The sequence below is a fragment of the Enterobacter cloacae complex sp. P29RS genome (assembly GCF_014893445.1).
Taxonomy (GTDB): domain Bacteria; phylum Pseudomonadota; class Gammaproteobacteria; order Enterobacterales; family Enterobacteriaceae; genus Enterobacter; species Enterobacter intestinihominis.
Window position 1 is genome coordinate 176,006 of record NZ_JADBPZ010000004.1, and the last position, 26,126, is coordinate 202,131.

Consider the following 26,126-nt stretch of genomic DNA (forward strand, 5'->3'; position numbering starts at 1 on the left):
GGGGAAGCCGTCCGACACGCATTCATCAGGCTTACATTCTGAGGAGAACGTGGTTTTCGTATTACGGTGGCTCGTCTTGGACATATCAGGAGGCTTACACCACGGGCAATACCACAAAGGCCAGCGATGGCACCCTAAAGGCTGCGTCCCCGGTTGCCCGTATCGTAGCGAGCCAGGAAGCCTGCCAGCGCGTCGATATAGCGGAGGATGGGTTCTCATGGTGCGGCTGTGGAACAGCGAACTCTGAGGCGGATGGAATCACTCTTTCTCGCCTCGACGTAGGTGTTTACGTGCTCGCTGGTTCGGCAGGCCTGGCGTCAGAGGGATGGCAACTGCTGCCGCCAATGGACCCCGGCGGCATGGGTGAGCTGGGTGTGGTTGAGGCCGAGCAAAATGAAAGCGGCGGACTGACTATTCGCCTGTTTAAGCGAAAATACATACTGAGCGATGACGGAGAGATCGTCAAAACGAAAGGGGAACCGATGGACGTGCCGGTGAACAGCTGGATCGATGTTCGCCTGAATATGCCCACTGATTCAGTTTTCAATCGTGAACAACAGCGACTGCAAGGTGATAACGAAGGTTAGGCAACTACCGGGCCGCGTAGTTCGGCCAGTTCTTTTTCGATGGTCTTTAACCGTTCGGCCAGCTCTTTGATTGCCTCAACATACAGCGCGCTCATCGCGCTGTAGTCTACTGTTTTTAGATCGTTAATCTCTTCTCCGGTCGGTGTAGTGCCGGTCCCGCCAGAACTTACAGCAACGGGCAACACTTTTTCCAAATCCTGAGCGATGATGCCTGCGCTGTGCACCGATTCCGATTCAGTCAGTTGGATGCCGAACGTATAACCCGTCAGGGAACAAATCTTCTCCAGTGCCGCGCTGAGGGGCTCTTTGTCGAATTTAACCCGCTCATCAGAAGTCTGGTTCATCGTGACGCAGGTAAACCTGCCATCAGCTCCGAAAGAGAAGCTATATCCATTTGCTCCACCATTATCATTATTATCAGGCCTGAGCCGGATAGTGCCTTCCTTGGGCGCATAGATTACACCTCGTGATTCATTCCCTCCCGCACCGTAAAACCACACGTGGGCGTTCTGTGTATCGCTGGAAGCCCATACGTTTGATGATGTTACGGCTCTTAATGAGCCACCTGCGTTAATGGTGCCTGAGGCAGTTATGCTGTTCTGGCAGGTGATAGGATTTCGGAACTCAAAACTGTCACCGATGAAAGTGTATTTTCCAGCATAGAAAGTGAAGTCACCCTTTCCCATCCCACCATTTGAATTACCACCACACAGGATGCGCGCGTCATAGTCATTAGTACCAAGAAAATGGAAATCCACAAAGCTTGCAGAAGAGGTTTTTTTGGCACCAATTTCGAGGCTTCCGAAGTTGGCTGTAGCATTGTCTCCCAAACCGAGGTTTGTGCGAGCGTCTGCTGCAGTCGTTGCCCCGGTTCCGCCGTCTACAACAGCAAGCGCACCGTTGCTCCCTTTCTGCGCCAGTTTACCGATGCTGGGGATCGTTACAGGGGTGCCGTTGATGGTAACTGTGATGCTCTGATTTGCTGAGGTGGTGGCGAACGTCTCCCACGCGCCAATGTTCTCGTCGTACTCTTTGATGAGCTGCGACATGGCCTGTGCCAGGCCGTCGACTGAGATATTGTCTGACACAAGGATTCCATACTTCTGGCCGCTCAGCGCCGGGGAAGCGGCAGGTGTAACCGTCATTGACGTGGCGCTGTTCACGGATGAAATCTGGAGCAGCTGCACCGGGTTAGACATCACGATAATCGTCTGGCCAGCGCGAACCTGACTGGCGGGTGCCGTCCAGTTTGTGCCGGTGCCGGTTGCGGTATTTCCGTTAATGGCGATAGTGCCGGTGTTATAAAGCATATTTTCTCCAGGCAATAAAAAACCCCGCCGGAGCGAGGTTGATTTAATTAGGCAGTGTATTCAGATGTACATATCGGGCAGAACAGGAAGGCTGAGCGACGTCACCGTGTTATTACCGAAAATGGCATATTGCTCACGACCAAGATATTTTCCGCCCTGAACTGAAGCGCTGCCGTTCTGTATTTTTATTCCGAACATTCGATACACATACATGCCATTGACCATATGTACCATCAGACCAAACCTACCGAGCGGAACATACCCGCTACCGATATTCACGGCGCTTGTTGAAGGGGTCCAGAGTTGATTGAGATATACGAAAGGCCGTCTTGTTGTTGAAAACGTGCAGGCTCCTGCAGCATTAAAAATATTGAGGCCGGTACCAGGTTGCGGCGCTACGCCACTGGCGAAAATAACGATGTCTATCGTGCCGGTTGCGGGAGCGTCATCGTTCGTGGACGGAGGGCTGAAGAACCTGACAGTATTACCGTCGAAGTCAATCGTGTTACCGCTATTACAGCGCCCGAAAACGATATACTTTGATTTGTCATATCCTGCTATCGTGGGAACCGCCCAACCCCCGGTCGGAACATTAACGGTACCCTTCCAGATACACTGGCCTGACTGTGTGGCGTTGGTGATCGCCAGGAAGTCGGTGCTGTCACCAATAAGCAGGCCAACCCCACTTCGCTGACCTGTCGGGAATATCTGCCAGACACTACCGGGAAAGGTATAGGTACTATCCCTCTCACTTATACCCAGCGCTTGCATCCTCGAATTTTGCGTAACCCTCCCACCAGAGATAGTGACGGAATTCATTTTATGCCACAGCCCTGAATCAACATAGGCAGTCGCATGCGGTATAAACAGCACCTGCGCTCCTGAAACATAACCAGCAATGTCCACATACTTCGCTTTCTGGTAGCCAGTGTCAAAGCTGCCACCAAAAGACGGGCATCTCAGGCCCGCCGTTATCTCCATACGCTTTCCGCCGTCATTAAGTTCTATCAATAATCCTGTCGGCATCTTATGTCCATGTCCCCAGTACAATCCGGCCACCACCAGGAATGTTGACGGTTAAACCGTTGCCATTGATCACTGTTGTGTTGCCGGAGCCATTGAAAGAAAAATTACCGTTTGTGGCGTAAATCGAGCCGCGAACGGTCACGTTGTTGAACGTCGCGTAGCCTGACTTGTTGATGTGCCAGCCAACGTTTCCCGTGCCGTCCCAGGTTGTGGACTGGATGTAGCTGCCGATTTTGGTATTGTCGATAGTCCCTTCACCAATCACAGTATTTCGGATAAAGGTCTGCCCGTTCTGAATAACGAACGGAAGCGTAACGGTCGCTCCGGCCTGGTGCGTTACCGCGAAGCGGTCAGCCAGGAAGATAACCTGCGACTGCATGCCGGACGGCGTATTCTCTACACCGATCCCCATCCCTGCGGCGTAGTACTGACCATTGCTGGATAACCCGACCTTGATGCTGTACATCGCCTTCAGGTCGCCGTTGACGTTCGCAATGGCCTGCGCGTTGGTGGTGATCGCTGAAGTGTGCCCGTTGATGGTCGCCGTGATGCCGTTTATCTGCGTGGCCGTGGCCTGCTGGTAATCGGAGAACGTCTGGTTCAGGCTGTTGATGGATGCCTTGTTTCCGTTCACGTCAGTCTGCAAACTCAGCAGCGAACGCGCCGTTGCCTCCTTCTCGTTGACGATCACCTCATCAATGCGATCCAGCTGCGCGCTGTTACCGGCGACCGATGCCGACAGCGTTTTGCGCGCGGCCACCTGCGCCAGGTTGCCCTGAATAATCGCGATAGCGGAGTTCTTCACTCCCCCCGCCATGCCGTCCACAGACACGCTGATGTTATCGATGCGCTGGCCCAGCGCGGTATCAGCCGTCGCCACTGTCTGCTCAAGCTTGCTCAGAGAAGAAGACACATCTCCTACCGTGCTCGACAGGTTTGTAACGCTAGTCTGAACTTTCCCGATATCTTGGGCGTTTTTGGCGATTTCCTGCGCCTGTTGCGCCAGTTCGTCGTTGGCCTGTTTGATGTCGTCAGCCATGCCAGCAATTTTTTCATTGCTGTCCACCGCGTTCTCGATCAGGTCTTTGAACGTATCGGAGCCTTTCATGTCCTCCAGAATGTCGTTGATTATTTCACTGACATCTATCGAGGACGTGCCCATGACCCAGTCGGTCCAGTCCCCGGCGTTACCGATACGGTCAATCAGGCGCGCGCGGTACCACTGGCGAACGCCGGCAGGCATGGGGCCATGCTGATAATCTGCAGCCGGGTACGGCACCAGGACCAGCAGTTCAGGATTGGCGTAGTCGGCAGTTGTGGCGCGCTGAATCTCTGTATAGGCCGTGTCGCCTGAGCCATCCGGAAATTTCCAGGTCAGGTCGATATGCCAGACCACATCTTCGGTCGCCAGGAGGTTGAGCGGAGTACCCGGTTTTCCCGTTTTACCGGAGAGATAAGTTGTTTCACCGTATCCCCATGGTGACGACGTATCCTGCGCATTAAGTGCCCGGACGCGCACGTCATAGCTGCCCGAATAAATGCCCTGAACCGAGAAACCCTGCGCGCTGGTAACCGGAACGTTTATCCAGTCCCCGTTGTCCTTACGCCACTGGGCAACATACCGGATTGCGCCCTCCACCTTATCCCATGACACGTCCAGGCTTGCTACAGTCAGCCCCTGAGACACATGATCGCTCTCAGTCACCAAGATATTCTTCGGAGCAGACAGGACGCTTATCGGCGTGACTGTGATCGGGGGCGACTCGACCCGAACGCCGTCATCGATGTAACGGTATTTGTTTGGATCATGCTGAATGGCCGTAATAGTGAAACCGCCTGTGCTATCGTCGTTAGCCGCGATTGAGGTGACCCTAAAGTACTGTATTGCGAGGTTATCACTGTCTATCGCCCAGACAGCGCCCGCCACAGGAACCTGACTGAATGCCGTAGCCACCGTCACCGTTTTTTTATCGGCGCTCACCGCACTGATTGTCCGCGTCTGGGCTTTTCCGTCGGGAAGGTTAACCACCAGCCGGTCTTTCGCCGCGTAGTCTATTTCTCGATCAAGGGTAATCTGGCGGCCGTTGACCGTGCTTATGCGGCCACCGTTCTCCTTACCAGAACGGAAAGGATCGGCGACACCGATAATTTCAGCGGGCAGAGGGATATAACCGTCAAGCCCCACGCCAAACGATACGGTCCCGTCTTTGGCATTGGAGAGCAATACCCAGCGACCGCGTCGGTGCGCTTCACTTTGCGAGGTGCAGCCGATTGCGGTCAGGGACGTCTGCCGGACGTCGTAACGTTCTACAAGCGCCGAATCGTAGACCCCCTCAACGGTATCACTGTAATGGTTCTGTGGATCGGACCAGGACACCAGGCAGGAGCTGTAGCGATTCTTGTATGAGCCGCCCGCATAAGTAAACAGTCCATCGATAACGTTTGAGACGTTATAAACCCAGTCAACATCGTCCTGCGGGACGTCTGCCTGGACATAAATCTGATCGTTGCCCCAGAACGTTATTCCACGAAATACCGCGGCGAGATCGTTAAGTACCTGCCAGGCGTCCTCCTGGCTCTGAATGAAAACGTTGCAGGTGAAACGCGGTTCGGTGCCACCGGCCCCGTCGGAAACCATTTCGTCACAGTACTGGGCGATTAAATACAGCGCCCACTTATCCACCATGGACGCATCCACGCGCGTGCCCATGCCGTAAATTTCATCCAGAACCAGATCGTAAAAGATCCAGGCAGGGTTATTGGACCAGGCCATTTTGAACCCCCCGGACCATGAACCAGAATAGGTTCGGGTTATCGGATCGTAATTTTCCGGAACCTTAATCAGCTTGCCTTTTATCTTACAGGTCACTTTCGGCGCACTGCCGTTGAACTGGCTGCTGTCCACTTCGACATACAGGAGCGCTGTTAAAGGATAACGAAGCTTGCTGTCGATGACTTCCGCATAGGAAAACACCTTGAAGGCGTTAACCAGTTTCGAATTTGATCCGCTGGCATCAGCCGTAATACGCCTGACCCTGACAGACCAGCCGGACGTGGATTTTGGCAGTTCGATACGGTGGTCACGCTGATATTCCGTCGTGGTCTTTCCGTCAAACTTGCCGTTTACAACCGTTTTCCAGGCGCCGCCGTCCGTTGATAAATCGATCGCATACTCGGTAACCGTGCCCACCATATCGCCATTATCTTTATAGAGATACTGGACCGGAAGGCTGAGCTTGATGCGGATGGCATCCAGGGAAAGGTTGGTAAACTGGCGTGTCCAGGGCGCGGTGGTGGTGACAGTTGTGCCCACCGCCAGCTCGTTATCGACCTGGGGCATCCCGGCAATATAGGTCTGGTCCTGTGTGCCCTTGCGGAACTCCCATTTCACGCCACTGAAATTGTATTCCCCGCTGTCGTTTGCCAGCGGCGTATCGTTGAGAAAAATGTTCTGAGCGGTCAGGTCGCCCTGTATTTCCCCCTCAGAAACGGCAATGAGCATTTTTAACTTTGCGACCGACAGCAGATCGTCTGGCTGCTCAACCGGAGTACGGGAACTGCCACCTCCCCCTTTGGCACCCTGCAGGATGGTTTCTTGTTTAAGAAGCTGCATTTTTTCACCCATAAAAAAAGATGCCGAAGCACCTTTAAGTTAGTGGCCGCTGGCCTACTGCTGATCGCTCGAGTACATACCGGCGCTGACTATCGCTCCCCCTGCCTCGATCAGACCGTAGGCCAGGGGGACAGGATGCCCCATAGCGACCGTATTGACCGGCGCCCCGAAGGCGTAGTTAGGCGTGTTGTCCGTGCTGGAGGATTTACCCGCGCCGAAGGATGGCTGGGGCGTGAGCATCTGGACAACGCCACCCAGCATCATTGACACCCCGACCCCGGTCAAAATTGACGTGGCGCTGATGGCTGTTGCACTCATCGCAGCCCCCCAGGCTGCCATACTCGCACCGGCGGTAAAGAATGCAGCGACCAGCGCAACGGCACCGACAACTATCTGCAGGACGCCCGAATTTTTGGCCCCCTCATAAACGGGCACGATCCGGTACACGCTTCCACCGCGGGTCATATCAAACTCTTCCAGCCCGATATTGTTGTCACCGTTAAAAAAGGCGAAACGGATCCCCTTCATATGAGCTTCCGACATATATTTTTTGAATCCGGGAACCTGTGAACACATGGCCCTGAGCATTTCGCGCAGGTCGGCAACATCAAACTGAACGCGTTTACCGAATTTTTTAGCCATTTTCCCTTCGAGAATAAGCGTCTTAACCATGCATTCGGTCCTTATGCCTGACCACCCGGACCGTTCTGTCGCGATAATATTTTCCATAAGGCGTTCGCGAAGAAAGATGCCCGAACAGATGATGGAGAATGATGTTGTCACCCACATATACTGCGGCGTGATTAGTCACCGATGCCTGCACACTCATCATGATGATGTCACCGGGCTGCATTGCACCGGCGGCAATCTCAACGAATCCCTCGCGCTCCCAGTTGTCGTCGTAGAGCCGATCCTTGCCGCTATCCCACCATTCGTAAGGTACCGAATAGTCCCCGAGAACAATGCCGTATTCGCGCAAATAATATTCACGGATAAGCGACCAGCAGTCCGCGTAACCCAGCACCCACTGTCGCCCGGCATAATCCCGGTCTTCACGCGGGGAGATCGTGCAAAAGTCCCCATCCGGCCAGGACATGATCCCCCACTCAATACCCGACCAGTCGCACTGGATCCGGTCCAGCTCTGAGGGCACCAGCCGTACCACATCCGGATGGGAATGAATGAGCATGATGATCTCACCGCGCGCGCGGGCAGCGAGCTGGTCTTCCGGGGAGAGCGTGAATGTCTCCTCGGGTTTATCGGCAATGTTGCGGCAGGGAATATAGATTTGTTGCTGGCCTGACTGAACAATCAGGCCGCAGGCTTCTTTGGGGTATTCAGCAGCGACGTGCTGACGGATAGCATCCAGCAATTTTTCACGCATTTTTATTTCCCCTGCAGGTTTGCAGCCGGAAAACCGCCGAACGGCAGCGGCGCGTCCGGGCCGTGACGATCCTGACAATCCTGCCGGCGGCCGCCACAAACATCTTTCGACGGGTCATCGGTCGGCGTACCGTCTTTGGTAAAGTATTTCGTGCCGTTGTAATCGCATCCGGTCCCGCTTCGGTACCAGCCCCGCATACACCAGGTGCAGACAGGAGTAATCTGCCGTGTCGGCAGCTGCAGGCTCTGAATATCGAAAGGAGAACACAGCTCGAAATCAACCTGTACCCGCGTCTCTGCGGTTTTAGCATTGACGTAAAAGAGCTGTACGCGCTCATCGGCCGGGCTGGCACCCGGATTACCGTTTTTCCAGTTGGCGGCATCGAGATACTTCGAAAGCGTGGTATGGATTTTGACCTTAGCCCTGACCATATCGTCATATTCAAGACACAGCGCGGTGACATAGTTTCCGACGTTCCCGACGGACAGCGTGGGCGTTGGCTGGGAACCTGTACTCGATAACTCCATCCCCTTCAGTTCATAGGGATGGGGATCGTACTGGTTTCCCTGCCAGATAATGGCGGGCAGATTTTCTGCGGCGAAGGCTGCCCACCCCTCTTCCTGAATATTGTGCGCATGAAAACGCAGCACCTGATCCATACCGAATTCAGTGCCGTCGATCTCAATAAGCTGAATAACGCTGCCGGGCTCAAGCTGTTGGATGTCTGCCGTAAAACTCATACTCCCCCCATAAAAAAAGCCGCCCGGAGGCAGCTTTCAGTGTTTGTCGAGAAAATCAGGGCGCGAACGCCTGTTCAAAAGTGAAGGCCACTGTGGCTTTTTTCCCGGTAGGGAAAGAAACGCTGAACGAATCGGCCTTCATTCTGAACAGCTTTTTTTCACCCCATGGAGTGGTCCACCAAAACGATTTAGTAACGTGAGACATCAGGAAAGCGCGCAGCGCAGCCGCCTCCTGTCTGGTGCCCGTCCAGTCCAGGTTCCACGTTTCCTGTTTGTCGTTGATCCCCATCCCCGCTATCTGTTTGTAGCCATCCCCGAACTGTGCCTGCAGCGTTCGGGCTGTTTCAGTGCCCTGCGCTGTTTTTCGCGTGCGCCAGGTAAACGTGTCCGTCACTGTATCCTCCTCGAATAAAGCACGCCGCCTGCGGACATTTCTTTTTTCAGTCGCTCGGTGATTGTCTGCTGAACAATCGCCTGCAGCTGTTTCGCCGTCCCCGTGGCGTTCGCCTGATTTATGCTTCCGTCACTCCCCTGCTGGCTGATGCTGACTGGGGCATAAACACTGATCCCGCCCATGCCAGCACCGGCTGCGCTCCCGCCGCCGACCAGTCCCCCCGTGGCGTACCCGCGCATCAGGCGATAGAGATTTGCCACGCCGATGCGGCTGGTTGATTCTTTGGTGAAGACGAATTCCCCGCGGTGAACGATACCGGCTGGCTCGTACTTGCCGCCGTGCCCGGTAAAACCGCCCACGTCAAAACCTTGTGGCCGGTATGACGGGACCGCGAATGACTGACCAGCAGAGGAGGTTTTCGCCCCGCCGCTAACCCAGCCCATTGCACTCTGGATGGTATAAGCCACCAGCAGCTGGTTGATAACAGACACAATCATTTTAAGGATCGAGCTGGTGAAGTCCCTGAAGCTCGCCTTCCCGGTTGTCGTCAGGCTGGTAAGCTGGCCCGCCAGCCCGCTGAACGTAGCCTGCGAAATCTGCTGAACAGAGCTGAAAACGTTTGTCGCTGAATCCTGATATTCGGCCCAGCCCTGTTTCGCACCGGCCAGCCAGTTTGCACGCAGGGCATCTTCAGCCTCGAACGTCGCCCTTTGCTCTTCCAGAACCTTTTGCTGCGCCTGAGGGTTGTACGAATAGCTTTCGCTGAGACGCTGCAGCGTAGTTTGTCGGCCGGCTTCCCGGGTTGATACCCCCTCAGACTGAGCCTGCAGGCCCGCCCTGGCGGCTTTTTGCTGCTGCTCAAACTTCACGGTCTGATCGGCCAGCTGGTTGAGCTTTTGCTGGCTGGCAACCTTATCGCCCAGGTCGGCCAGCTGCCGCTTGTACTCGAGCGTTTCTTCCTTATGCGCCAGCAGAGATTTTTCCTGCGCCGTAAGCTGACGACGCCCCGCGGCCTCCTGCAGAACGGTGAACTGATTTTCAGTTTGCCAGAGATCCTGACGCTGTTTACTTATGACGTCGTTCACGCTGGTATGCTGCTCAAGCGTTTTAAGCTGGGCCTGAAGGGTGAGAAGTTCGGCCTGCGCCTTTTCCTCGGCTTTGTCCCCGGTGGGCGTTGAGTAGCTTTTGCCTTTCGGCGTTTTAGGATCCTTCCACTGCTTTTCAATCCCGGCGCGGGCCGCGGCAATGTCCTTTTCAGTCCATAGCGTGGCGACACCGTCTTTCGCATCCTGGCGGTTTTTCACAATAAGCTGACTGAGCTTTTTCTCTGCTGAAGCCCGCTTTTCTGCCGCCGTCGCGCCGGACTCCACCAGCTGGTTAAACTGCTGCTGGCTGCGGATTGCCTGGGCCTGCTGGTCCGTTCGCATTTTTTCCCGCGCGGCTGCCAGCCCTTCCTGGGCGTATTGCTGATCGGCAAGATCGTAAGCCTGCTTTTTCAGCTCCACCTGCTGGTGTGCGTTTCTCAACCTTTCCGCATCAGCTTTCTGCAGAACGTTGTTACCGGCATAATCCGGGTCGACCTTAAGATTGCTGGACAGCGCGCGGTACTCTTTCTCTGCTGCCTGCCATTCAGCAAAAGAGTCCTGGCGCTTCATCGCGGTGTCAGGATTACGCCCGACGCCCAGCATCGCATCCCACGCACCGGAGGCGGCATTCTTCACCCAGTTCCAGGCTTTTTCGAGGGATCCGAGATTATCCTCGACCGCACCGGCGCGCTGAATGACCGCGTCGGAATATGCCCGCATGGCCAGCTCGGCGGCCTTCTGAGAATCCCCCAGCGCCTGAGCAGAAGCTATCTGTTCATACTGGGTGGCTGTCAGAAAATGAAGGGAATCGTTGAGCGTCGCGACCGCGTTTACCGGATCATCCTTCAGGCGTTTAAACTGATTTATGGTTTCGTCAACGGCCTGCCCGGTGGCCTGCTGCAGCCTGGCGGCAACATTGCTGACCATGCTGACGTCATTACCGCTGAACGCGCCGCTGCCAACGACCTGCGCCAGCACGCCTGCAGCGGCATGCTGAGTGATGCCATTACCTGCCAGCGAGCGCGCCAGCGCCTGCAGCTGCCCTGACGTTTTCCCCGCGTAGTTCCCGGTCAGGATCAGCTGCCTGTTAAATTCCTCAGACTCTTTGCTGCCGTCGTACCAGGCCTTACCCAACCCGAATACCGCCGCGGCAATCCCTCCGACCATGCCGGCGATCCCAAGACCGCGCAGTGACAGAAGCTGGTCTATCCATCCTGCCCGGTTAGCCAGCGTGATCCCGGAGCCGCGCAGCGCGCCGAAGTTACCGCGCATGACCTCGCCGATTAGTATTCCCAGTTCCTGCCGGGTAGCGGCACTTTGCAGCCCCAAACCGTGCGTGGCGACTTTGGCAGCTTCGAGCTTGCGGATATAGACTTCAGCCGCATCGCTGGCACCGACCTGCGCCGCCTTCATGCGCAATAGCTCGGTACCGGAGAGCTTTTGCTCTGCAACCTGTTGCTTCAGCTGGCTGAGGAATCGCGTGCGCGCTGCGGCCGATTTTTCCTCCACGATCTGCAGTTCTTTTTGACGGGCCGTGGTGCGGGAAATAAGGGCGAGATAATCCTGCAGGGTTATGTTGCCCTGTGCCCTCGCTGCGCGAAAGCGCGCCTGCACGTTCGCAAGCGACTGTGTTTCACCATTGAGCTGGCGAACGCCGTCAATCTGGCGGAAAAATGATGCCGCCAGTTCATCCTGTCGGCGGGCAAGCGCTGCAGCCTGCCCGTCATTCTCACGCATGCGTTGGTTAAGTTCGGTCACGCGGCGATGAGTTTCATCAACGGACCTGGAAACGTTCTGCCAGTCTTTTGTCAGCCCTTCGGTTGCGGCCGACTGACGGGCTTTCATGTCTGCGGCGGCCGCCGCGCCAGCGTCGCCCACACTCTTTAGTGCAGCGCTCTGACGGTCCGCAGCACGCTGCATTCGCGCCTGAACTTTATCAGACTCATCCGCCATTCCTGTCAGTTGCCCTTTGATTCGGGCGACCTGCTCGCTGAAGGTTGCGCGGTCAACATCCAGCTTAATAACCAGATCGCTAATCTGCTGGGCCATATCGGATACCTCCTGTGATCCCCTCAGCGGCGGTCATCAGCGTGTCATCATCCGGCTCGTCATCGCTGATGACGACATCCGAAGGAGAAAGCAGGCTGAAATGTGCGGGGGTAAGTTCCGGGTCGCGGAAGAAAAGAGTGGAGATGGAATAAAGCAGCTCTGAGAAATGCGCATCGAGCTGCGCGTCCTGAAAATAATGCTCCCGGTAGAACTGGTGCCAGTCGCCCAGCTCACTGGAAGTCATTCCAGCCAGCATGGCGCGCCAGTCGGGTCGCCCGAACTCGCGCGCCAGATTCAGGACAAACTTCAGCTCGCTGGCAAGGGCTTTTCCGCCGTAACGGGTTCTGCGCTTTCGGCCTCCGCTGAGGCATCCGGATCGGCAGCGTTGTCATCCTCAACCGGAACGAGCATGCCGGAGAGCAGCTTTATTTCCATTTCTGCTTTACCAATCGCCTCCGGCGGCCAGCCGCTAAGCACCTGCTGATAAAGCGTCTCCACATCCGTACCAGCCGGATCGTTATGCCACAAAGACATCGCAATCAAACGCGCACCGCAGCGAATATTTGAGCCAATCAGCCTGGCCGTCATTTCCTGATCGCTGATGCCGTCGCTGTCAGCGCTGACGGCCTTTTCCTCTGAGGCCATAAACGTGATGTACTCAATACGCTGCAGCGCCGACAACTCGAAGATGGTCAGTGATTCTTTTTGCCAGGTGAACTTATCTTTTTTCAGAAACATGCGTCCTTCCTTACGCTGCAGTTACGGTGACTTTGCAGACCGCCACGAAATTACCGGCGCTGGTCATAACAATAACGTCAGCGGTGCCTGCCGCCACGCCGGTGACGGTGATCGCGTTGCCGCTAACGGTGACCGTTGCTTTTGCCCCGTCTGAGGTTGCCACGCGGAACGAGGTATCTGAGGCGCTGGCAGGGTTAACCGTCACATTGAGCGTTGTGGTTGCGCCGACGGCCACGCTTGCCGTGGCTTTATCGAGAGTAACGCCGGTCACGGGGATATTCGGGGTACCGCTTTCTTCTGCCAGTTCCGGCTTGCCGGTATTGGTGATTTTCGCTGTACGGGTAATGACCTCTTTTGCCGGAATGGCTTTACCCAGGCTGCTGCACCAGCCGCGGAAAACGTCGACGGTACCGTTCGGGTATTTGATTTTGTAATAGCGTACTGAGCCATCAATAAACCATGCGACCAGGTCTTTTTGCCCTTCTTCGCCCGGCTTCCAGGCGAGGGTGAACGAGGTATCGCCAGCAGATTTTGCCCCTTGGGCCGTCGCGTTCCAGTCGGCATCCTCGTCGTCGAGGTAAGTGTCGTCATACGATTCGGCGGTCATTTCGCCCGGCGTCAGCTCTTTGATTTTCGCCAGGCGATTCCAGTCGATATCAGAGAGTGGGTTAGCGAAAGCGTTGCCCGTTCCGGTGTAAAGCCAGAGCGTCGTACCGGCGCCTTTTACAGGAGCAAGTGGATTTGGTGTTGGCATGTTTTCCTCACATTTCGTAAGTGATTGAATATTTCATATCGGCGGAGGTCCACAGCCCCATCGCATCATCGCGCTGGTAATCGAAGCCTTGTGGAACCATGAGCGTTAACAGTGAATCGAGGCCGGGAACATCAGCGAGGGCCGGATAGATATGGCTTTCCATCCATTCATCCAGTTCGGAATCTGGTACCTGCGAGGACAGGAAGACCTCGATATGTAGCGTTGCCGCCCACATATCGGCATCAAGTTCTTCGCCGGTATACTCCGCATCGGTCAGATAGACCGCGACGGCAGGAAAATCCTCCTCCTCAATGACAGCCGGGCGCCCGTCAAAAAACATGACGTCGATCCCGATGGCCTCTTCAAGCACATCAATAATTTTCTGGCGAATGAGAGTGTGTTTCATCGTGTCAGATGCAACCTCAGTTGTTGCCTGAGGGCATAGCCAAGTTGTTTTGGCATTTCCTCTTCAAGCATGCGTTTCTTCTCTGCTTCGAAAGCAGTAGTGAGGGGCGCGGACAATGGGATTTTGACCACGTCGATGGGATAACGACTTTTTCCTGCAATGCGCTTCATGACGTGCCAGCGGCCGTTCGCCAGGCGCTGGATAAAGGCGTCGCGAAAAACATAACGGCCAATTCTCAGCACGCTACTTTTTCGAACCAGCGGGCCTTTTCGGTTCGTCGCCCTGACCTGCGCGGCACCGAGTTTGATGGCGGGAAGGTTGCCCCGGTTAACCTTAATTCGGGCCGCTGAGTGCCCGGAAGCCGAGGCTTTGTTGATTCTCACCCTTTGTCTGACCAGCTTTACAGGTATCCCCGAAACGCGGTTATCACCGGCTACCGTTTCTTTCGCCACCCTTCGGACGGCAACCGAGACGCCATTAGCAGCAACCCGGTTCACAGCCCATGCGCTGGCATTGGGAACCATATTTCTGTCCAGGCTATCCAGGTTAGCAATCGCCTGCTCAAGACCTTTTATCGACATGAATGCTCCTTAACGACGCCGCGATCCGCCGGGAGGTGATCCACTACCCAGCCATACATGGCAGGAACCGCAATCATCCGGGCCCACGCGATCAACCCAAAATTCACGCCCGTTTACCTTCAGCGTGTCCAGACGTTCCAGCCCGCTTACATCCGATGAGTTCACAAAAAACGTCGGCTTGGTTCCGTCAATTCTGATCCCCGCTTCTGCGAAACCGATGTTCTCTGGATCGTCAAAGACCCCGCGGAGCGTGACGCCGGATAAAGATCCAGAGGTTATCCTTGCCTCTGCGCCCATCACTCCACGTATAGTGGTATCCGCGCGCGCCATCGCTTCATCAAAAAGATTATCGAAATCAGCCATTAGGCCCCCTGTCAGACTTCCCGGGCCAGCCCCTGAGAAACCAGTTCGGTAGCCTCCGCGTCGGTCACGCGAATAACGACACCAGGCTCAACAATAGAGAGGGACTCGTTGCGTGTGGCGTGAAGTGCATCAATGTGCAAGGTCACCAGTGTCTCAACCGCCACCAGCTCGCCGGGTTCATTTGACGCAGGATTCTCGGTAATAGAGCCAGAGGTGTTCTCTGGGCCGGGCTGGCCCGAGGTGCTGATAGCAGTAGTGCTGGCAACGGACACCTCAGCGCCCTCTTCTCCGTCTTCGTCGAGTTCCTCTTCAAGCTCAGAAATACGTAACGTAAGCTCCTGGATGGTGCCTGTGACGTTGACCTCACGATCAAGCTTTACGCCCAGCTCTTTCAGTCGGGCGATAAGGGTTTCTTTTTCTGTCATGGGAAATACTCCAGAAATGTGGCCCAACAGGGCCACTGGGGAAAGTTATGCCAGCTTGACTGAAACGAACGCGTCCGGATCTGGCAGCAGCATCAGCGGAGCTGACTGAATCATGGTGAACTCGCGAGCCGGGTCGCCCGTTTGCACCCAGTTTTTCGGATAGCGCGTTGAAGCATTAATGCCTTCACGCTGTGCATCTGCATCCAGAATGCAGCCATAGGTACGCAGACCGCGCGCCTGGGTATTTCCCAGCACCATTGTCAGATCCGGCAGGTAGTTCTTTTTGACGTCATCCTCGATGTACTGACCGGAGTACACAACGATGGCCACGTCGCCATACATCCCCTTATAAGAGACGGCCATTCCCAGGTCTTTCACGGCGGTTTCCAGCTCAGAGCTTGAACCGCGACGCGTATCCAGCTTTTCCTTCACCGCGTCAAAGGAGCGGAACAACGCCCAGCCCTTTGGATCGAATACGATAATGTTGACCACACCGCTGGCGTTAAGCGCGTACGCTTCAATATCATCGGTCGGGTCGTACGTTTTTTTGTCGCGAGAAGACCAGGCTGCTGCACCCACCTGGGTGATGTTGTTACCGGCACTGCGTCCCATATCAACTTCAACCGGCTCAAACGCTTCCCCGGTCATGGTGTATTTACCACTGAGGACTGCAGCAACGGCCTGCTTTTCTTCTACCTGCGCAATTGCAAGCTCTTCATCTTTCATGTTCTGAAGAATGATGCGTCGGCGGCGATAGGCAGGGTCGGCCAGATTCTGTGGATCTTCATCAGGCAGGCGGCGGAGGGTCATCAGCGGATTCACTTCGTGTTTTGGCTTCACATACCCCGGCGTAAATTCCGACGTGCTGCCACCACGGGAACGAATCACTTTCCCGGAGACAATCGGCGATACGTACAGCGCCATATTGACCATGCCCGGAATTTGCGACAGGTAGACTTTTTCTGTACTGAAGGGATAAGTTTCGCGAAAGAAGATACGCAGGAAGAGCGGATCGAACTTGAATTTCTTCTCATTGACCGCCAGAAGCTGGGCTGTTGTGTAAATTGACATAGATTTTTCCCGTAAAAAAAGCCGCATAAGCGGCTTTTATGAAAGTTGATGGTGATTAAACGATGCTGATCGCAGTACCGGCGAAAGCGTTACGCTTGATATTTTCGTCGGTAACGGCAGATGGCCAGAGCACATCTTCGATGCGGAAAGAACCGGATTTATAGAATGCCAGTTCAGCACTGCTCTGGTCAGCGGTAACCGCCAGAATGCCGGTTGCTGCACCTGCATGCTCGCCGTCCCAGACGGTTAGCTTGCCGGACGTAGCATCGAGCATGAGCGGGGTCATTGCCGGGGTGGATGCTGTCAGTTCGCCCGGTGCATACGCGGTGTGTGCCGGATCGCTGTTACCGAGCGGCTGGTGATGAGTAAATACTTCGGTGATTGCCATGTTAGCCTCTTAAACGGGGGTGTTTAACAAATCGTCGCCGGCTTCAGCAGAGGCATTCCCTGCTGAAAGAGCGCCTGGTGCGGTTTCCATCAGGCGATCCAGCGCCGTATCGGTACGCGCCTGGGCGCTTTGCGGCGCCGCGGCCAGAATGCGCTGTGCACTCTCGACCGTCATGCCCGGCGTTTCTGCCAGCGCACGGGCCTGTGATTCACGACCTTTTGCCTCTTCGCAGTTCAGAATACCCATGATGCGACCATTCTCGGCGGCTACGGCTGCCGATACCTGAGCGCTGAGGTCTGCCGGGGCCGTTAAGGCAGCAGTTGTTGTGTCAACGGTGGTGACCTGCTCAGCCGGTGCAGTCGTCTGTGTTGCTGCCTGGTCAGTTGGCTGATTGGTCGCTGCAGATGCAGAAGGTGATGGCATAGTTCCTCCAGTGGTTGTTTTTTTGCGTCTGTCGAGTGCTTCACGCATCACGCTGAGCGCGTCGGTATTGTTAACAAGTTCATCCGCCAGACCGTTATCCACGGACTCCTGACCGGAGAAGACGGCCGCTTCGGTGTCCAGCACGGCCTGCACTGACATTCCGGTATAAGCGGAAACCTTTTCGGCAAACATCTGACGAGTGGCATCGATGCGCGTCTGAAAATCAGCGCGAACGTCCTTTGGTAGTTTTTCGTAGGGATTGCCGTCGACTTTATGATCGCCGCTGTAAATCAGCGTGACCTCAACGCCGTTTGTTTTCAGCGCAGCGCCATAATTACTGTGCGCCATCATGACGCCGATGGAGCCGGTTCTGGCCGTTTGCGTGACAAGCCGTCGCGATGCAGAACTGGCAATTAGCTGCCCTGCGCTGCAGTTCATATCATTTGCCAGCGCCCAAACGGGCTTGATATCCCGCATCCGGGCAATAATGTCGGCACAATCGAAAGCCCCGGACACCATCCCGCCCGGCGTGTCCATATCCAGCAGAATACCGTCTACGCCGGGATCACTCATTGCCTGCTGCAGGCGGGCAATGACCCCGTTATAGCCCGTCATACCGGAATAAGGCTGCAGTGACCGGGTTTTGCTGACCAGCGTCCCGGAAACGGGCAGCACCGCGATCCCGTTTGTTACCTGATAGCTCCGCGCTGGCCGGGGCCCCATTTCCTCGTCATCGCCAAACAGCGCCAGCGGCTCTGCAATTTGTTCAGCACCGAGCGAGACGCCAGAAGCGGAATCAGTCAGTCGGGTGATACCCAGCTGGCCTGCCAGCGCGCAAAAGAAAACCCGCGCGTAGGCGGGTTCAAGCATCAGCGGCTCATTGAAGGCCATGCTGGCAATATGCGGGAGATTACGCAGCTCTGGCGTCATCTTTTACCTCCTCGTTTGATTTTTTCAGCCCAGATTCAAATGCAGCTGCCGCCCATGCCGGAGGTTTAAGTCCCGCGCTCCGGCGCTCCATAGTTTCACGTACCTGCTGAGAAAATATTTCCTGATAGTCATCTCCGCGTTTGGCACACTCCTTCTCATATGTGCTGAGACCAGCCTCAATCAGCATCACGGCCTCCTGCACCTCCTTCAGCCCATCAATAGCCATGCGCCCCGAGCCAATCCAGTTGGCGTTACCCCAGGCAGTTCTCGCCTCCTGGAAGCTAAACCTGGCTTTGGACGGAAGCGTGACAACCCGGCGCGCAATCGCCTCTTCGAGCCAGCAGACGAACATCTGGCAGGCTTGCCGGGCCGCGACAAACTTGCGACGCCCCATAAAGAACGCCCAGGATTCATTGGCGCTGGCGCGCGCCGTCGAATAGCTCATCTGAGAGTAGTTACGGGAAAGCTGTTCATACGAAACACCAAGACCGGCCGAAATATAGCGCAGAAGAGATTGTTCAAAGGTGGAATAACCGTTATCGGTATCCTGTGCTGACTGAAGTTTCAGGGAATCGCCCGGCATAAGATGAGGAACTTTCGCGCCACCGAGGCGAACCGGCGCTGCAGCGTAGTATGCTGCCATTTCGCCAAGCCAGCCCGTCAGCTTATTTTGCTGCTTACTATCCGCGCCGAGGATAAAGTCCATCGCCGTATCGGTATCAAGCTCGCTCTCGATTGTCGCCGCATACATAGCTTTTACAATTGCGCTCTGGAGCTGAGTATTTTGCAGGGTGTCGAGCATTTTCATCTGCTCCATCACGCTGTAAAACACGTTTGCACCGCGGGTCTGTCCATCCTCAAGTGGTTCAAAAATATGGATGAATGACGGCCTTCCGCCCGGCAGCTCCCGTGGTATATAGGTCCATTTTTGCGACATCCAGCCAGGATAGCTGTCTTCGCTGACGTAGTACCCCAGCGCTGCGCCGCTATCACTGATTTTGACACCCGCGCGACAGTTACGCGTGTCACCTGTATTACCGGGATTACTCACGCGTTTTGGACTAACCATTTTAAATTGCGTGCGGAAAAGTCGCGATGAATCACTGTCCCAGGTGGGCTGGACGCACAGTTCACCGTTAAATGCGTGCGTCGCAACGCCTTCACGGATCATCATAGTAAAGGTACGCTTGCGCTCGGCATCAATCCCGCAAAAGTCATCCTCCGCATATTCATACCAGGCGGCCTCCACCTCCCTGGCAAATGCTCGGCTTTCCTCTTCTTTAATGCCGAGATAACGCCAGCTCGGGCAGTAACTCAGTCTGAAAAAAGACCCGACGATGTGATCCTGGTGAAGCTGAACGGCGTTTGCCGCATAACCATTGTTACGGACCAGATCATCAGCACGGGCATTCCCCCGGGCGAAGTTCGGCAGAAGTGCGGCGTCGGCACTTTCACTCTGGGGATTCCAGGCATTTAGCTGCCCACCGAATCCGCCGCCACCAGCGTGATAGCCTGCATATTCCCTCAGGGAGGTTTTCCCGTCGGGGCCAACTAAAGAAGGAATTTTCATGCGTAGAACCTTGCCGGCCCGCGGCGTCGTGAAGTGGTACCGACCTGTGACTCTAGATCGGCGATGTACTTTTTCAGATCGCTGACTGACGTCGCCGTAAATTCCACCCTTCGACCGTCTTTCTGTACCGTCGCAACCCGTTTTCCCATCATCAGATCATGTAACGCTGCGCGCGCGGCATCCAGTTCAGCCTGTGTTGCCATTATTCGTCTCCCGCTAATGCCCTAGCATAATCCGCCAGAGATTTATTATTTTTACGGCCAGTGTCTTCTTCCCGTAAGCTGGCCAGAAGAGAATCCAGATCCAGCTGCCAGCGGGAGATACTTATCCGCAGAGCTGCAAGTGCATAGACAAAACAGTCAAGCGCCTCATTTCGTCGTTTTTTACTGTCCCAGACGATTTTTTTCTTCCCGTCTACCCACTTCTCAACCTGCTCTTCTGCCGTAAGCTGCTGAGCCTCAGCTAAATCATATATTTCAGGGTTATTAGGGAAGTGAACCGCTCCCGCCAGCGGTTCGTCGCCTTCTGCCACCAGCGTGAAACGGTTATAAATCTGCTCTTTCGCGGTGTCTGTTCCTACCTCAGTGAGATAAACCCCGTTCTTGTTACGCTTACGAGGCATATTCGCCACGGGCTTACCGTAAACAGATGCGCCTTTAACAGGGATGACACGAAACAGACCATGCTTTTTCGAGCGGTTATAAACAATCGTTGGGTCTATGCCGCCGATATCCCAGCAGATGCGGGAAATAAGCATCTCAACGCCGTTAGGCCTCGGATAGGTTTTGTTGATCGCCTCATCGAGCCTCAGAAGCGTGGATTCATCATCATGGCGACCCATAATGATAATTTTGTCGATAAGCCAGCTTTCCTCGCCAGGCCCCCAGCCCCAGACACGCATTTCGTAACGATCAAGCTGGGAGTCAATACCGGCAGTAAGGTAGGCCACGCGCTCCGGCACCCTGGCACCGAAGTGCTCAATACGTTCGGCCATCACCTCAGCATCAGGACGCTCACCAATTTTAGGCTCCCACGTTTCACCAAGCGTTGTGTTGACGAACGTCTTACGCTTGCCCGTGTCGCCTTTGGTCTTGATCCAATCCTTGACGATTTGCACCCAGGTAGTGAAGGGGCTATAGGCTGTCCAGACGTGAAAGGTTACGCTGTCAGGCGGATCAATTTCGGTACCCGATGATGAAAACCAGCAAAGTCCGTCACGCGTCCAGATCCCGGTTTCATCACAGATGTACCGCGCCTGCGAAAAATCGAGCTCCTGCTGTTTAATTACGCAGGCATTGTGTTCACACAGATATATAACGCTGGCAGGATCGCCCGGCGTCCATTTGAACCCGAATGGCGTCTCTTTATCGCCAAATTTAAGGAACTGCTCCTCCCCACAGTGTGGGCATGGAACATAGAAGCGCAAGAAATGCTCCGACTCCTTGGCGGCACGTTCAATCTGGCATGTCCCTTTAATTTTGGGTGTGGATCCTCGTATAGATTTAGGCCAGACCGACCCTTCAATACGTTTATCCCCCAGGAACGTTGGAGAGCCCTCTTTCTCGATATCATCGTCAAATGCCGCCAGCTCGTCATAACCCGCCACATCAACAGATTTTTCACGGTAGTTTTTTGCAGCTTTACCACCGAGGCACCAGAAACCTCGCCCATTCGAGAAACGTTTCATACTCAACGTGTTGTCCCGGTGCTTTTTACCGTACCAGGGCGCCAGCGCCAGCAGTGAGGGGATGTCCCGGATTGTCGGTTCGACATGGGATTTCATGAAGTTTTCTGCATCACCGTCGGTAGGTAACCAGATAAGCGAGTTACGCTGTTTATGCTGGATGAAATACGCATACACGCCGAGCAGCATTTTTGAATAGCCTACTCGGGCAGACTTAACGACATTGACCTCGCGGATATAGTCATTACCCATCGCATTCATTATCGCACGCTGAAACGGCAGCGTTTCCCAGCGCCCTTCCTGATAAGCAGACTCTTTTGGAAGGTAATAATTTTCGTCTGCCCACTCAACCGCCGTTTGCGGTTCTGGCCGGTACAACGAACGGAGCCCCGAGCGCGCGGAGTGCTGTAGCCCCTTAACCTGACTGTTCGATATATTCACTCAGCAACCCCGGTATCATTTCATCCAGCGCAGCTGCTTTGTTCATGGCTTTTATGATGTCCTTCTTGAGGAAATCAATATGTCGATTTTCCAGTTCCGGAAAGCGCCGCTGAACCGACAGAGGTATTCCATCAAGGATACTGGCAATTTCTCCGGCTATCCGCGACAGCACGAACGTGCAGAATGCGGTCTCCACCACCTCAGCGGACTCTTTTGCATTTTTTAGTTCCTGAGCATCAGCCTGGGCTCGGGTAAGCCTATGGCGCTCATAATCAATCGTGCCAGGCACAAGGTCTGATTCTGAATCAACTCTCAGCTGTTCAACCTCTTTGCGCAGCTTTTCGTTTTCTATCGCTGCGTCACGGGCGGAATACCATTCGATTACGGCGGCAGAGTCATAAAGCACTTCATTACCTTTTCCACCACCGCGCGCAACTGGCATTCCCTGATCCTGCCAGTTCTGGATCGTGCGGATGCTGACACAAAAAATCTCTGAAAGGCGTTTTTTATTGACCTCCATGACGAACTCCAGGCGAAACACAGGGTAAGGAAACTATGCCGGGTAAAATGACTACTACCAGGCTTTAACACTTCCTTTCTTGTGGTGGGTTATACCCAGCAAAGACAGATACTTAGCAAGAAGAAGAACGGAAAAGGCAAGATCCTGAAAATTTTCATAAATAGCGAGAACCTGCGAGGTCGCCGCCCCGTAGCAGGCCGAATTGCCGGAAAGGACCCAATATGATAATGAATATCATTTGCAAAAAAAAATCGAGCGCACAAGTATCCATTTAGATGTCCAAACGTTCAAGCCTCATCGATTGACTGACTAGATAGCACCTCCCGCCCTAAATGATTTGCTGAGAGCATCGCCCACTGCGTCATTCAGTGCCTGTTGCAGGTCAACGGTTGATGTTGCCTGAGCAGCTATCCCAGTCTGAAAGAATATGAACAGATCGCTTTCGCGCACAGGATATTTGCTTGTTTATCCTCTGTAAGGGATATTGCCATTACGATGGGCCTCACCATTGTGAGGACAATAAAAAACCGCCCGAAGGCGGCTAAATTTAAGGTTCTTCTCTTCGCTTGATGTCAGATTCGATTTCCCTGTCGCTTCGTTCTCTTTCACGCTGAGCCTCTTCAGGATCAAAATCAGGTAGCGATTCCCAACCATCATCTGGACCATCTTCATCTTCGAAGAACCAAAGTGGTATTTCAATTCGATCGCCTACTTCCCAATGCTTTTCATCCAAGACTTCTTTTGATGTCTCTTCGGGAACGTTGAAGTAGTATGAATATACCATATCGCCAGAATTGCCAGTATCCTCTTGGATCAGATCTTCATCAATTCCCGACTCTTCCAGTTGTTCATCTGTAAGGTCCAAGAATTTAGCTAACTTTGACTGAGTCATGCGTTCTCTCCTGTGTAGTTGAGAGACTAGCTAAACACACCATAAATTACATGTAAATTTCTGTTTTTATTGACCATGACGTCAATCCAACTTCAATAGCTAAGCCCAAACCAAAGCTGTAGGTCTTTACGATATCGTTCATCCATGTCTTTACCTTTGTTGCGTTAAAAGCCCCGCTAATGCGAGGCTCTGGTTTCTTTCTGGCAGTTCGCCTGCCACGCTTTGTTATACGCCAGAATGTCTTTCTTCGTTTGGCGGTCCATAACGTCGATGTCGTGATCAGTCAGGTAGATCGGCTTTACCCAGTCGCAGGCGGTATCAACCACTACCGGAGGTCCAAGTTCCACGCAGCTCGCAATCAACAAATTTTTCAGAGAGACATCACTCCGGCCCGGTACACCGGCTCGATGGCCTCCCAGTCCGGGGTTGCTATAATTTCCTCTAGTTTTTAGTCGGTTGATAGCTGATATTGTTTATTCAACTAACCGTGGTATCCACGACAGAGAAATCATTCCTGTCAAGGAAATCACATCTATACCAAGGAGGATTCATGGTTGATGTAATGCATTACGTTGTTATCAAGAAGCACGCGATTGACGACGCACCTTTAGTCGTTTATCTCTTCAAGAGCGACGGTGGCAGGTATTTTTCTGCGGCACGCGCACCAGAGGATGTTGAGTTTGATATCGGCGATATCCTCAAACATGATGTTGCGAATATCTGGGTTCGTAGCGATGGGACAAAACTAAAATTTGAGGGCAATATTACTTGCTCTACCCTCGAAGAGGCTGAGGCCCGATTTACACAACTAATTACCGAAATTGGATGAGAAATCCAGGGCACTCAGTGAAGAACTACTGAAGTGCCTTTATTGGCTGGCTCTTGCTTTCTCAGCCTGCCTTATGTCGGCTTTGTCGCGATTACACTGCCCAAGTGCAGAAAGCAGGCCGACATTCAGGTCCAGACTTTGGCCCCATGACATGGGGTCCGGTATTGCCGGGTAAGGCGTCTCAACTGTGAGGTTTACCGGGAGCGGCACCACTGGCACCTTGATGTAAACCGTCCGCGTATTGTTGCAGCCGCTTAACTGCGCCATCAGGAACAGGACGGCGGGCACAATCATCGTTCGCAACAGCAACCTTGATATCTGCTGAGGCTCCCGATGCGCCCAGTGCGATCTGCTCTGTTGCATGCTGATTGGCCTCGGAGATGGTGTTGAAGATAGACATGGTGGTCAGGACGTTAGATGCCACAGTTTCAGCGGCGTTAATCTGCTGCTCGGCTGTTTCTGCCCGCTCCTGCTGCTGACTGGCGGTGTTGTGGTAATGGATTGCCAGCCAGCCAAGGCACACAATCAGGCACGCCATCGCCGCGGCGAAAATGACTGTAAGACGGCTCACTGATCCATCCCCCAACATGCAAGCGCGCTTTCCTGGTCTCGCCGTTCTACCTGACCGTAGCAGCCGTTCTTCTGACCTTTAGTCATGCGGCAATCGCGACCACCGTCTTTAATCCACCAGCGGATTGCCTCGCATGCCCCGCGGCGGTCACCGGCATTAATGCGCTTAAAGAACGAGGACGGGAAGCACTTACCCGGCCCGATGTTGTACGGGCAAAAAGATGCGATCCCGGCTTTTTGCGGTTCGGTAAGCGGAACCGCAATATTGCGGTCAACCCACGCCAGAGCCTTATTGCGTTCGATGGCGTTCACCTGATTGCATTTGGCCTCTGACAATTTCATGCCTTGCAGAACCGGTTTACCATCAACCATTGTTGCGCCGCGGCAAATAGTCCAGATACCGCCGCCATCTTTGTAGGCCGTGAGGCTGTTACCCTCTTTCTCATTCAGAAACTGATCGAGGATTACGGATGCAGGAGCACCAGCCAGTATCAGCCCCAGAACTGCGGTACTCAACTTTGCTCTGGATCCCATCACTCACCTTCCTTTTGTAATGCCTCAACGACCACGCTTGCAGCATCAGGACGCTCGTGAAGGGGTTTATCACCAACACCTTTCAGGTAGTCATTGACCATTTTTGTTCGCTTCTCATCCTCTCTACGCCTGCGGTTTGCATCTACCCGCCCGTTAATGTACGAGGCTAGCGAAATAAGCAGACCAGCAGCGCCAAAGAACATGAACACCAGATCCTGAGTGGTAAATCCAATGGCTGACGCCAGAGCTGCTACCCACGCGAAGAACTGCGTGAAGATGTTCCCTGAATCATTCATTTTCATGGTCTCTCACCTCGCTGTGTGCGGGTGCTATGTGGAGGAAATAAAAAAAGGCCGCTCATAGGCAGCCTCGAAAAACCTACCAATGATGGGAGGATTTCTATGATTAAGCAGTGTGACAAAGTAACCACTCTTACCAGGTTACGATAGTTTTTGCGTACGCGTTAATTTTTTTATATGCTGTTTCTTTTTGCAAAGGAGTCATAATGAAAGCTGTAGACTTGATCAAAGGAATGCAAGCTCGCAATATCTCGTTTAGACTTTTACAATGCGAGTTGAAACATTATGGTATGCGTTCTGCCAGAGGATGGGCAGACTTAATTGAAGAATATAAATCACTTTCCACCAAAAAAGACGATGATAACTTCAATACGATATACAACAACTTCTTAAAATACAGCGATAGAGCAGTATTTTTTATAGAACCACATGATAAAAAACATATCCCATTGATAAAGAAAATCTTTCTAAACATGGTCGATGCAAATGATCGGGATTATAAAATCTATGAGAAAGCCTT

29 protein-coding genes and 1 pseudogene are annotated in these 26,126 nt (G+C 53.9%); 3 read left to right on the forward strand and 27 right to left on the reverse strand.

From position 1 onward, the window contains the following. The first annotated feature begins 290 nt into the window (after positions 1–290). Positions 291–587 (forward strand): hypothetical protein, encoded by a 297-nt coding sequence (locus IM282_RS21845; RefSeq protein ID WP_226839823.1) that lies wholly within the window; start codon positions 291–293, stop codon positions 585–587. On the opposite strand, the gene IM282_RS04880 is transcribed toward IM282_RS21845, so the two are convergent. The 24 genes from IM282_RS04880 to IM282_RS04995 all read right to left on the reverse strand — a co-directional run bounded on the left by IM282_RS04880 (position 584) and on the right by IM282_RS04995 (position 23,721). Then, positions 584–1,897 (reverse strand): tail fiber domain-containing protein, encoded by a 1,314-nt coding sequence (locus IM282_RS04880; protein WP_063147588.1) that lies wholly within the window; start codon positions 1,895–1,897, stop codon positions 584–586. The genes IM282_RS21845 and IM282_RS04880 overlap by 4 nt on opposite strands. Positions 1,898–1,957: 60 nt before the next feature. After that, complete coding sequence (locus IM282_RS04885) at positions 1,958–2,923, reverse strand: DUF6453 family protein (RefSeq protein WP_032670517.1); 966 nt, start codon at positions 2,921–2,923, stop codon at positions 1,958–1,960. A gap of 1 nt (position 2,924) precedes the next feature. Then, a complete protein-coding gene (locus IM282_RS04890) occupies positions 2,925–6,548 on the reverse strand; it encodes a host specificity protein J (RefSeq protein ID WP_063147589.1) in 3,624 nt (1,207 codons plus the stop codon). A 42-nt stretch (positions 6,549–6,590) separates the two neighbouring features. Beyond that, complete coding sequence (locus IM282_RS04895) at positions 6,591–7,208, reverse strand: tail assembly protein (protein WP_039025137.1); 618 nt, start codon at positions 7,206–7,208, stop codon at positions 6,591–6,593. Beyond that, positions 7,201–7,920: a C40 family peptidase gene (locus IM282_RS04900; protein WP_063147590.1), complete on the reverse strand. Its 720-nt coding sequence runs from the start codon at positions 7,918–7,920 to the stop codon at positions 7,201–7,203. The genes IM282_RS04895 and IM282_RS04900 overlap by 8 nt, the downstream gene beginning before the upstream one ends. A gap of 2 nt (positions 7,921–7,922) precedes the next feature. After that, the gene (locus IM282_RS04905; protein ID WP_016063063.1) at positions 7,923–8,660 is read right to left on the reverse strand and encodes a phage minor tail protein L; all 738 of its coding nucleotides are present in this window, start codon (positions 8,658–8,660) and stop codon (positions 7,923–7,925) included. Positions 8,661–8,715: 55 nt separating this feature from the next. After that, on the reverse strand, positions 8,716–9,054 hold the full coding sequence (locus IM282_RS04910; protein ID WP_001704112.1) for a phage tail protein: 339 nt from the start codon (positions 9,052–9,054) through the stop codon (positions 8,716–8,718). Next, a complete protein-coding gene (locus tag IM282_RS04915; RefSeq protein WP_192970200.1) occupies positions 9,051–12,188 on the reverse strand; it encodes a phage tail tape measure protein in 3,138 nt (1,045 codons plus the stop codon). The genes IM282_RS04910 and IM282_RS04915 overlap by 4 nt, the downstream gene beginning before the upstream one ends. Beyond that, positions 12,172–12,444, reverse strand: coding sequence for a phage tail assembly protein T (locus tag IM282_RS04920; protein WP_023292728.1), 273 nt, complete (start codon positions 12,442–12,444; stop codon positions 12,172–12,174). The genes IM282_RS04915 and IM282_RS04920 overlap by 17 nt, the downstream gene beginning before the upstream one ends. Before the next feature lie 50 nt (positions 12,445–12,494). Then, complete coding sequence (gpG, locus tag IM282_RS04925) at positions 12,495–12,926, reverse strand: phage tail assembly chaperone G (protein WP_063147592.1); 432 nt, start codon at positions 12,924–12,926, stop codon at positions 12,495–12,497. Positions 12,927–12,936: 10 nt separating this feature from the next. Continuing rightward, positions 12,937–13,680, reverse strand: coding sequence for a phage tail protein (locus IM282_RS04930; protein WP_063147593.1), 744 nt, complete (start codon positions 13,678–13,680; stop codon positions 12,937–12,939). Positions 13,681–13,687: 7 nt separating this feature from the next. After that, complete coding sequence (locus IM282_RS04935; RefSeq protein WP_000683284.1) at positions 13,688–14,086, reverse strand: phage minor tail U family protein; 399 nt, start codon at positions 14,084–14,086, stop codon at positions 13,688–13,690. Continuing rightward, a complete protein-coding gene (locus IM282_RS04940) occupies positions 14,083–14,667 on the reverse strand; it encodes a phage tail protein (RefSeq protein WP_023292731.1) in 585 nt (194 codons plus the stop codon). Before IM282_RS04940 ends, IM282_RS04935 begins: the two co-directional genes overlap by 4 nt. A 9-nt stretch (positions 14,668–14,676) precedes the next feature. After that, positions 14,677–15,030 carry a head-tail joining protein gene (locus tag IM282_RS04945; protein ID WP_048029717.1) on the reverse strand — a complete coding sequence of 118 codons (354 nt, stop codon included), beginning with the start codon at positions 15,028–15,030 and terminating at the stop codon, positions 14,677–14,679. Positions 15,031–15,041: 11 nt separating this feature from the next. Then, positions 15,042–15,455, reverse strand: a complete 414-nt coding sequence (gene gpFI, locus IM282_RS04950; protein ID WP_063147594.1) for a DNA-packaging protein FI — start codon at positions 15,453–15,455, stop codon at positions 15,042–15,044. A 45-nt stretch (positions 15,456–15,500) separates the two neighbouring features. Next, positions 15,501–16,526 (reverse strand): major capsid protein, encoded by a 1,026-nt coding sequence (locus IM282_RS04955; RefSeq protein ID WP_063147595.1) that lies wholly within the window; start codon positions 16,524–16,526, stop codon positions 15,501–15,503. 55 nt (positions 16,527–16,581) lie between these two features. Beyond that, positions 16,582–16,914 carry a head decoration protein gene (locus tag IM282_RS04960; protein WP_023292735.1) on the reverse strand — a complete coding sequence of 111 codons (333 nt, stop codon included), beginning with the start codon at positions 16,912–16,914 and terminating at the stop codon, positions 16,582–16,584. Positions 16,915–16,923: 9 nt separating this feature from the next. Next, positions 16,924–18,267, reverse strand: a complete 1,344-nt coding sequence (locus IM282_RS04965) for a S49 family peptidase (RefSeq protein ID WP_063147596.1) — start codon at positions 18,265–18,267, stop codon at positions 16,924–16,926. Further along, positions 18,248–19,837, reverse strand: coding sequence for a phage portal protein (locus IM282_RS04970; protein WP_192970201.1), 1,590 nt, complete (start codon positions 19,835–19,837; stop codon positions 18,248–18,250). The genes IM282_RS04965 and IM282_RS04970 overlap by 20 nt, the downstream gene beginning before the upstream one ends. After that, complete coding sequence (locus tag IM282_RS04975) at positions 19,834–20,040, reverse strand: phage head-tail joining protein (protein ID WP_023292738.1); 207 nt, start codon at positions 20,038–20,040, stop codon at positions 19,834–19,836. Before IM282_RS04975 ends, IM282_RS04970 begins: the two co-directional genes overlap by 4 nt. Beyond that, a complete protein-coding gene (locus IM282_RS04980; protein ID WP_063147598.1) occupies positions 20,040–21,962 on the reverse strand; it encodes a phage terminase large subunit family protein in 1,923 nt (640 codons plus the stop codon). The genes IM282_RS04975 and IM282_RS04980 overlap by 1 nt, the downstream gene beginning before the upstream one ends. After that, positions 21,937–22,482 (reverse strand): terminase small subunit, encoded by a 546-nt coding sequence (locus tag IM282_RS04985; RefSeq protein ID WP_063147599.1) that lies wholly within the window; start codon positions 22,480–22,482, stop codon positions 21,937–21,939. The genes IM282_RS04980 and IM282_RS04985 overlap by 26 nt, the downstream gene beginning before the upstream one ends. Positions 22,483–23,029: 547 nt before the next feature. Next, the gene (locus IM282_RS04990) at positions 23,030–23,374 is read right to left on the reverse strand and encodes a hypothetical protein (RefSeq protein ID WP_063147600.1); all 345 of its coding nucleotides are present in this window, start codon (positions 23,372–23,374) and stop codon (positions 23,030–23,032) included. Between the two features lie 176 nt (positions 23,375–23,550). Then, a complete protein-coding gene (locus IM282_RS04995) occupies positions 23,551–23,721 on the reverse strand; it encodes a hypothetical protein (RefSeq protein WP_074136334.1) in 171 nt (56 codons plus the stop codon). Positions 23,722–23,924: 203 nt separating this feature from the next. Between IM282_RS04995 and IM282_RS05000 the strand changes: the two genes are divergently transcribed. Continuing rightward, positions 23,925–24,203 (forward strand): hypothetical protein, encoded by a 279-nt coding sequence (locus tag IM282_RS05000; protein ID WP_063147602.1) that lies wholly within the window; start codon positions 23,925–23,927, stop codon positions 24,201–24,203. A gap of 181 nt (positions 24,204–24,384) precedes the next feature. On the opposite strand, the gene IM282_RS05005 is transcribed toward IM282_RS05000, so the two are convergent. From IM282_RS05005 to IM282_RS05015, 3 genes are read right to left on the reverse strand one after another with little or no spacing between them, the layout of a single operon-like run. Continuing rightward, positions 24,385–24,774, reverse strand: a complete 390-nt coding sequence (locus IM282_RS05005) for a DUF2570 domain-containing protein (RefSeq protein ID WP_063147603.1) — start codon at positions 24,772–24,774, stop codon at positions 24,385–24,387. Then, the gene (locus IM282_RS05010) at positions 24,771–25,307 is read right to left on the reverse strand and encodes a lysozyme (protein ID WP_063147604.1); all 537 of its coding nucleotides are present in this window, start codon (positions 25,305–25,307) and stop codon (positions 24,771–24,773) included. Before IM282_RS05010 ends, IM282_RS05005 begins: the two co-directional genes overlap by 4 nt. Further along, on the reverse strand, positions 25,307–25,609 hold the full coding sequence (locus tag IM282_RS05015; RefSeq protein WP_063147605.1) for a hypothetical protein: 303 nt from the start codon (positions 25,607–25,609) through the stop codon (positions 25,307–25,309). The genes IM282_RS05010 and IM282_RS05015 overlap by 1 nt, the downstream gene beginning before the upstream one ends. Before the next feature lie 203 nt (positions 25,610–25,812). On the opposite strand from IM282_RS05015, the pseudogene IM282_RS05020 reads away from it, so the two are divergent. Next, positions 25,813–26,126, forward strand: a pseudogene (locus IM282_RS05020) (hypothetical protein); the annotation flags it as partial.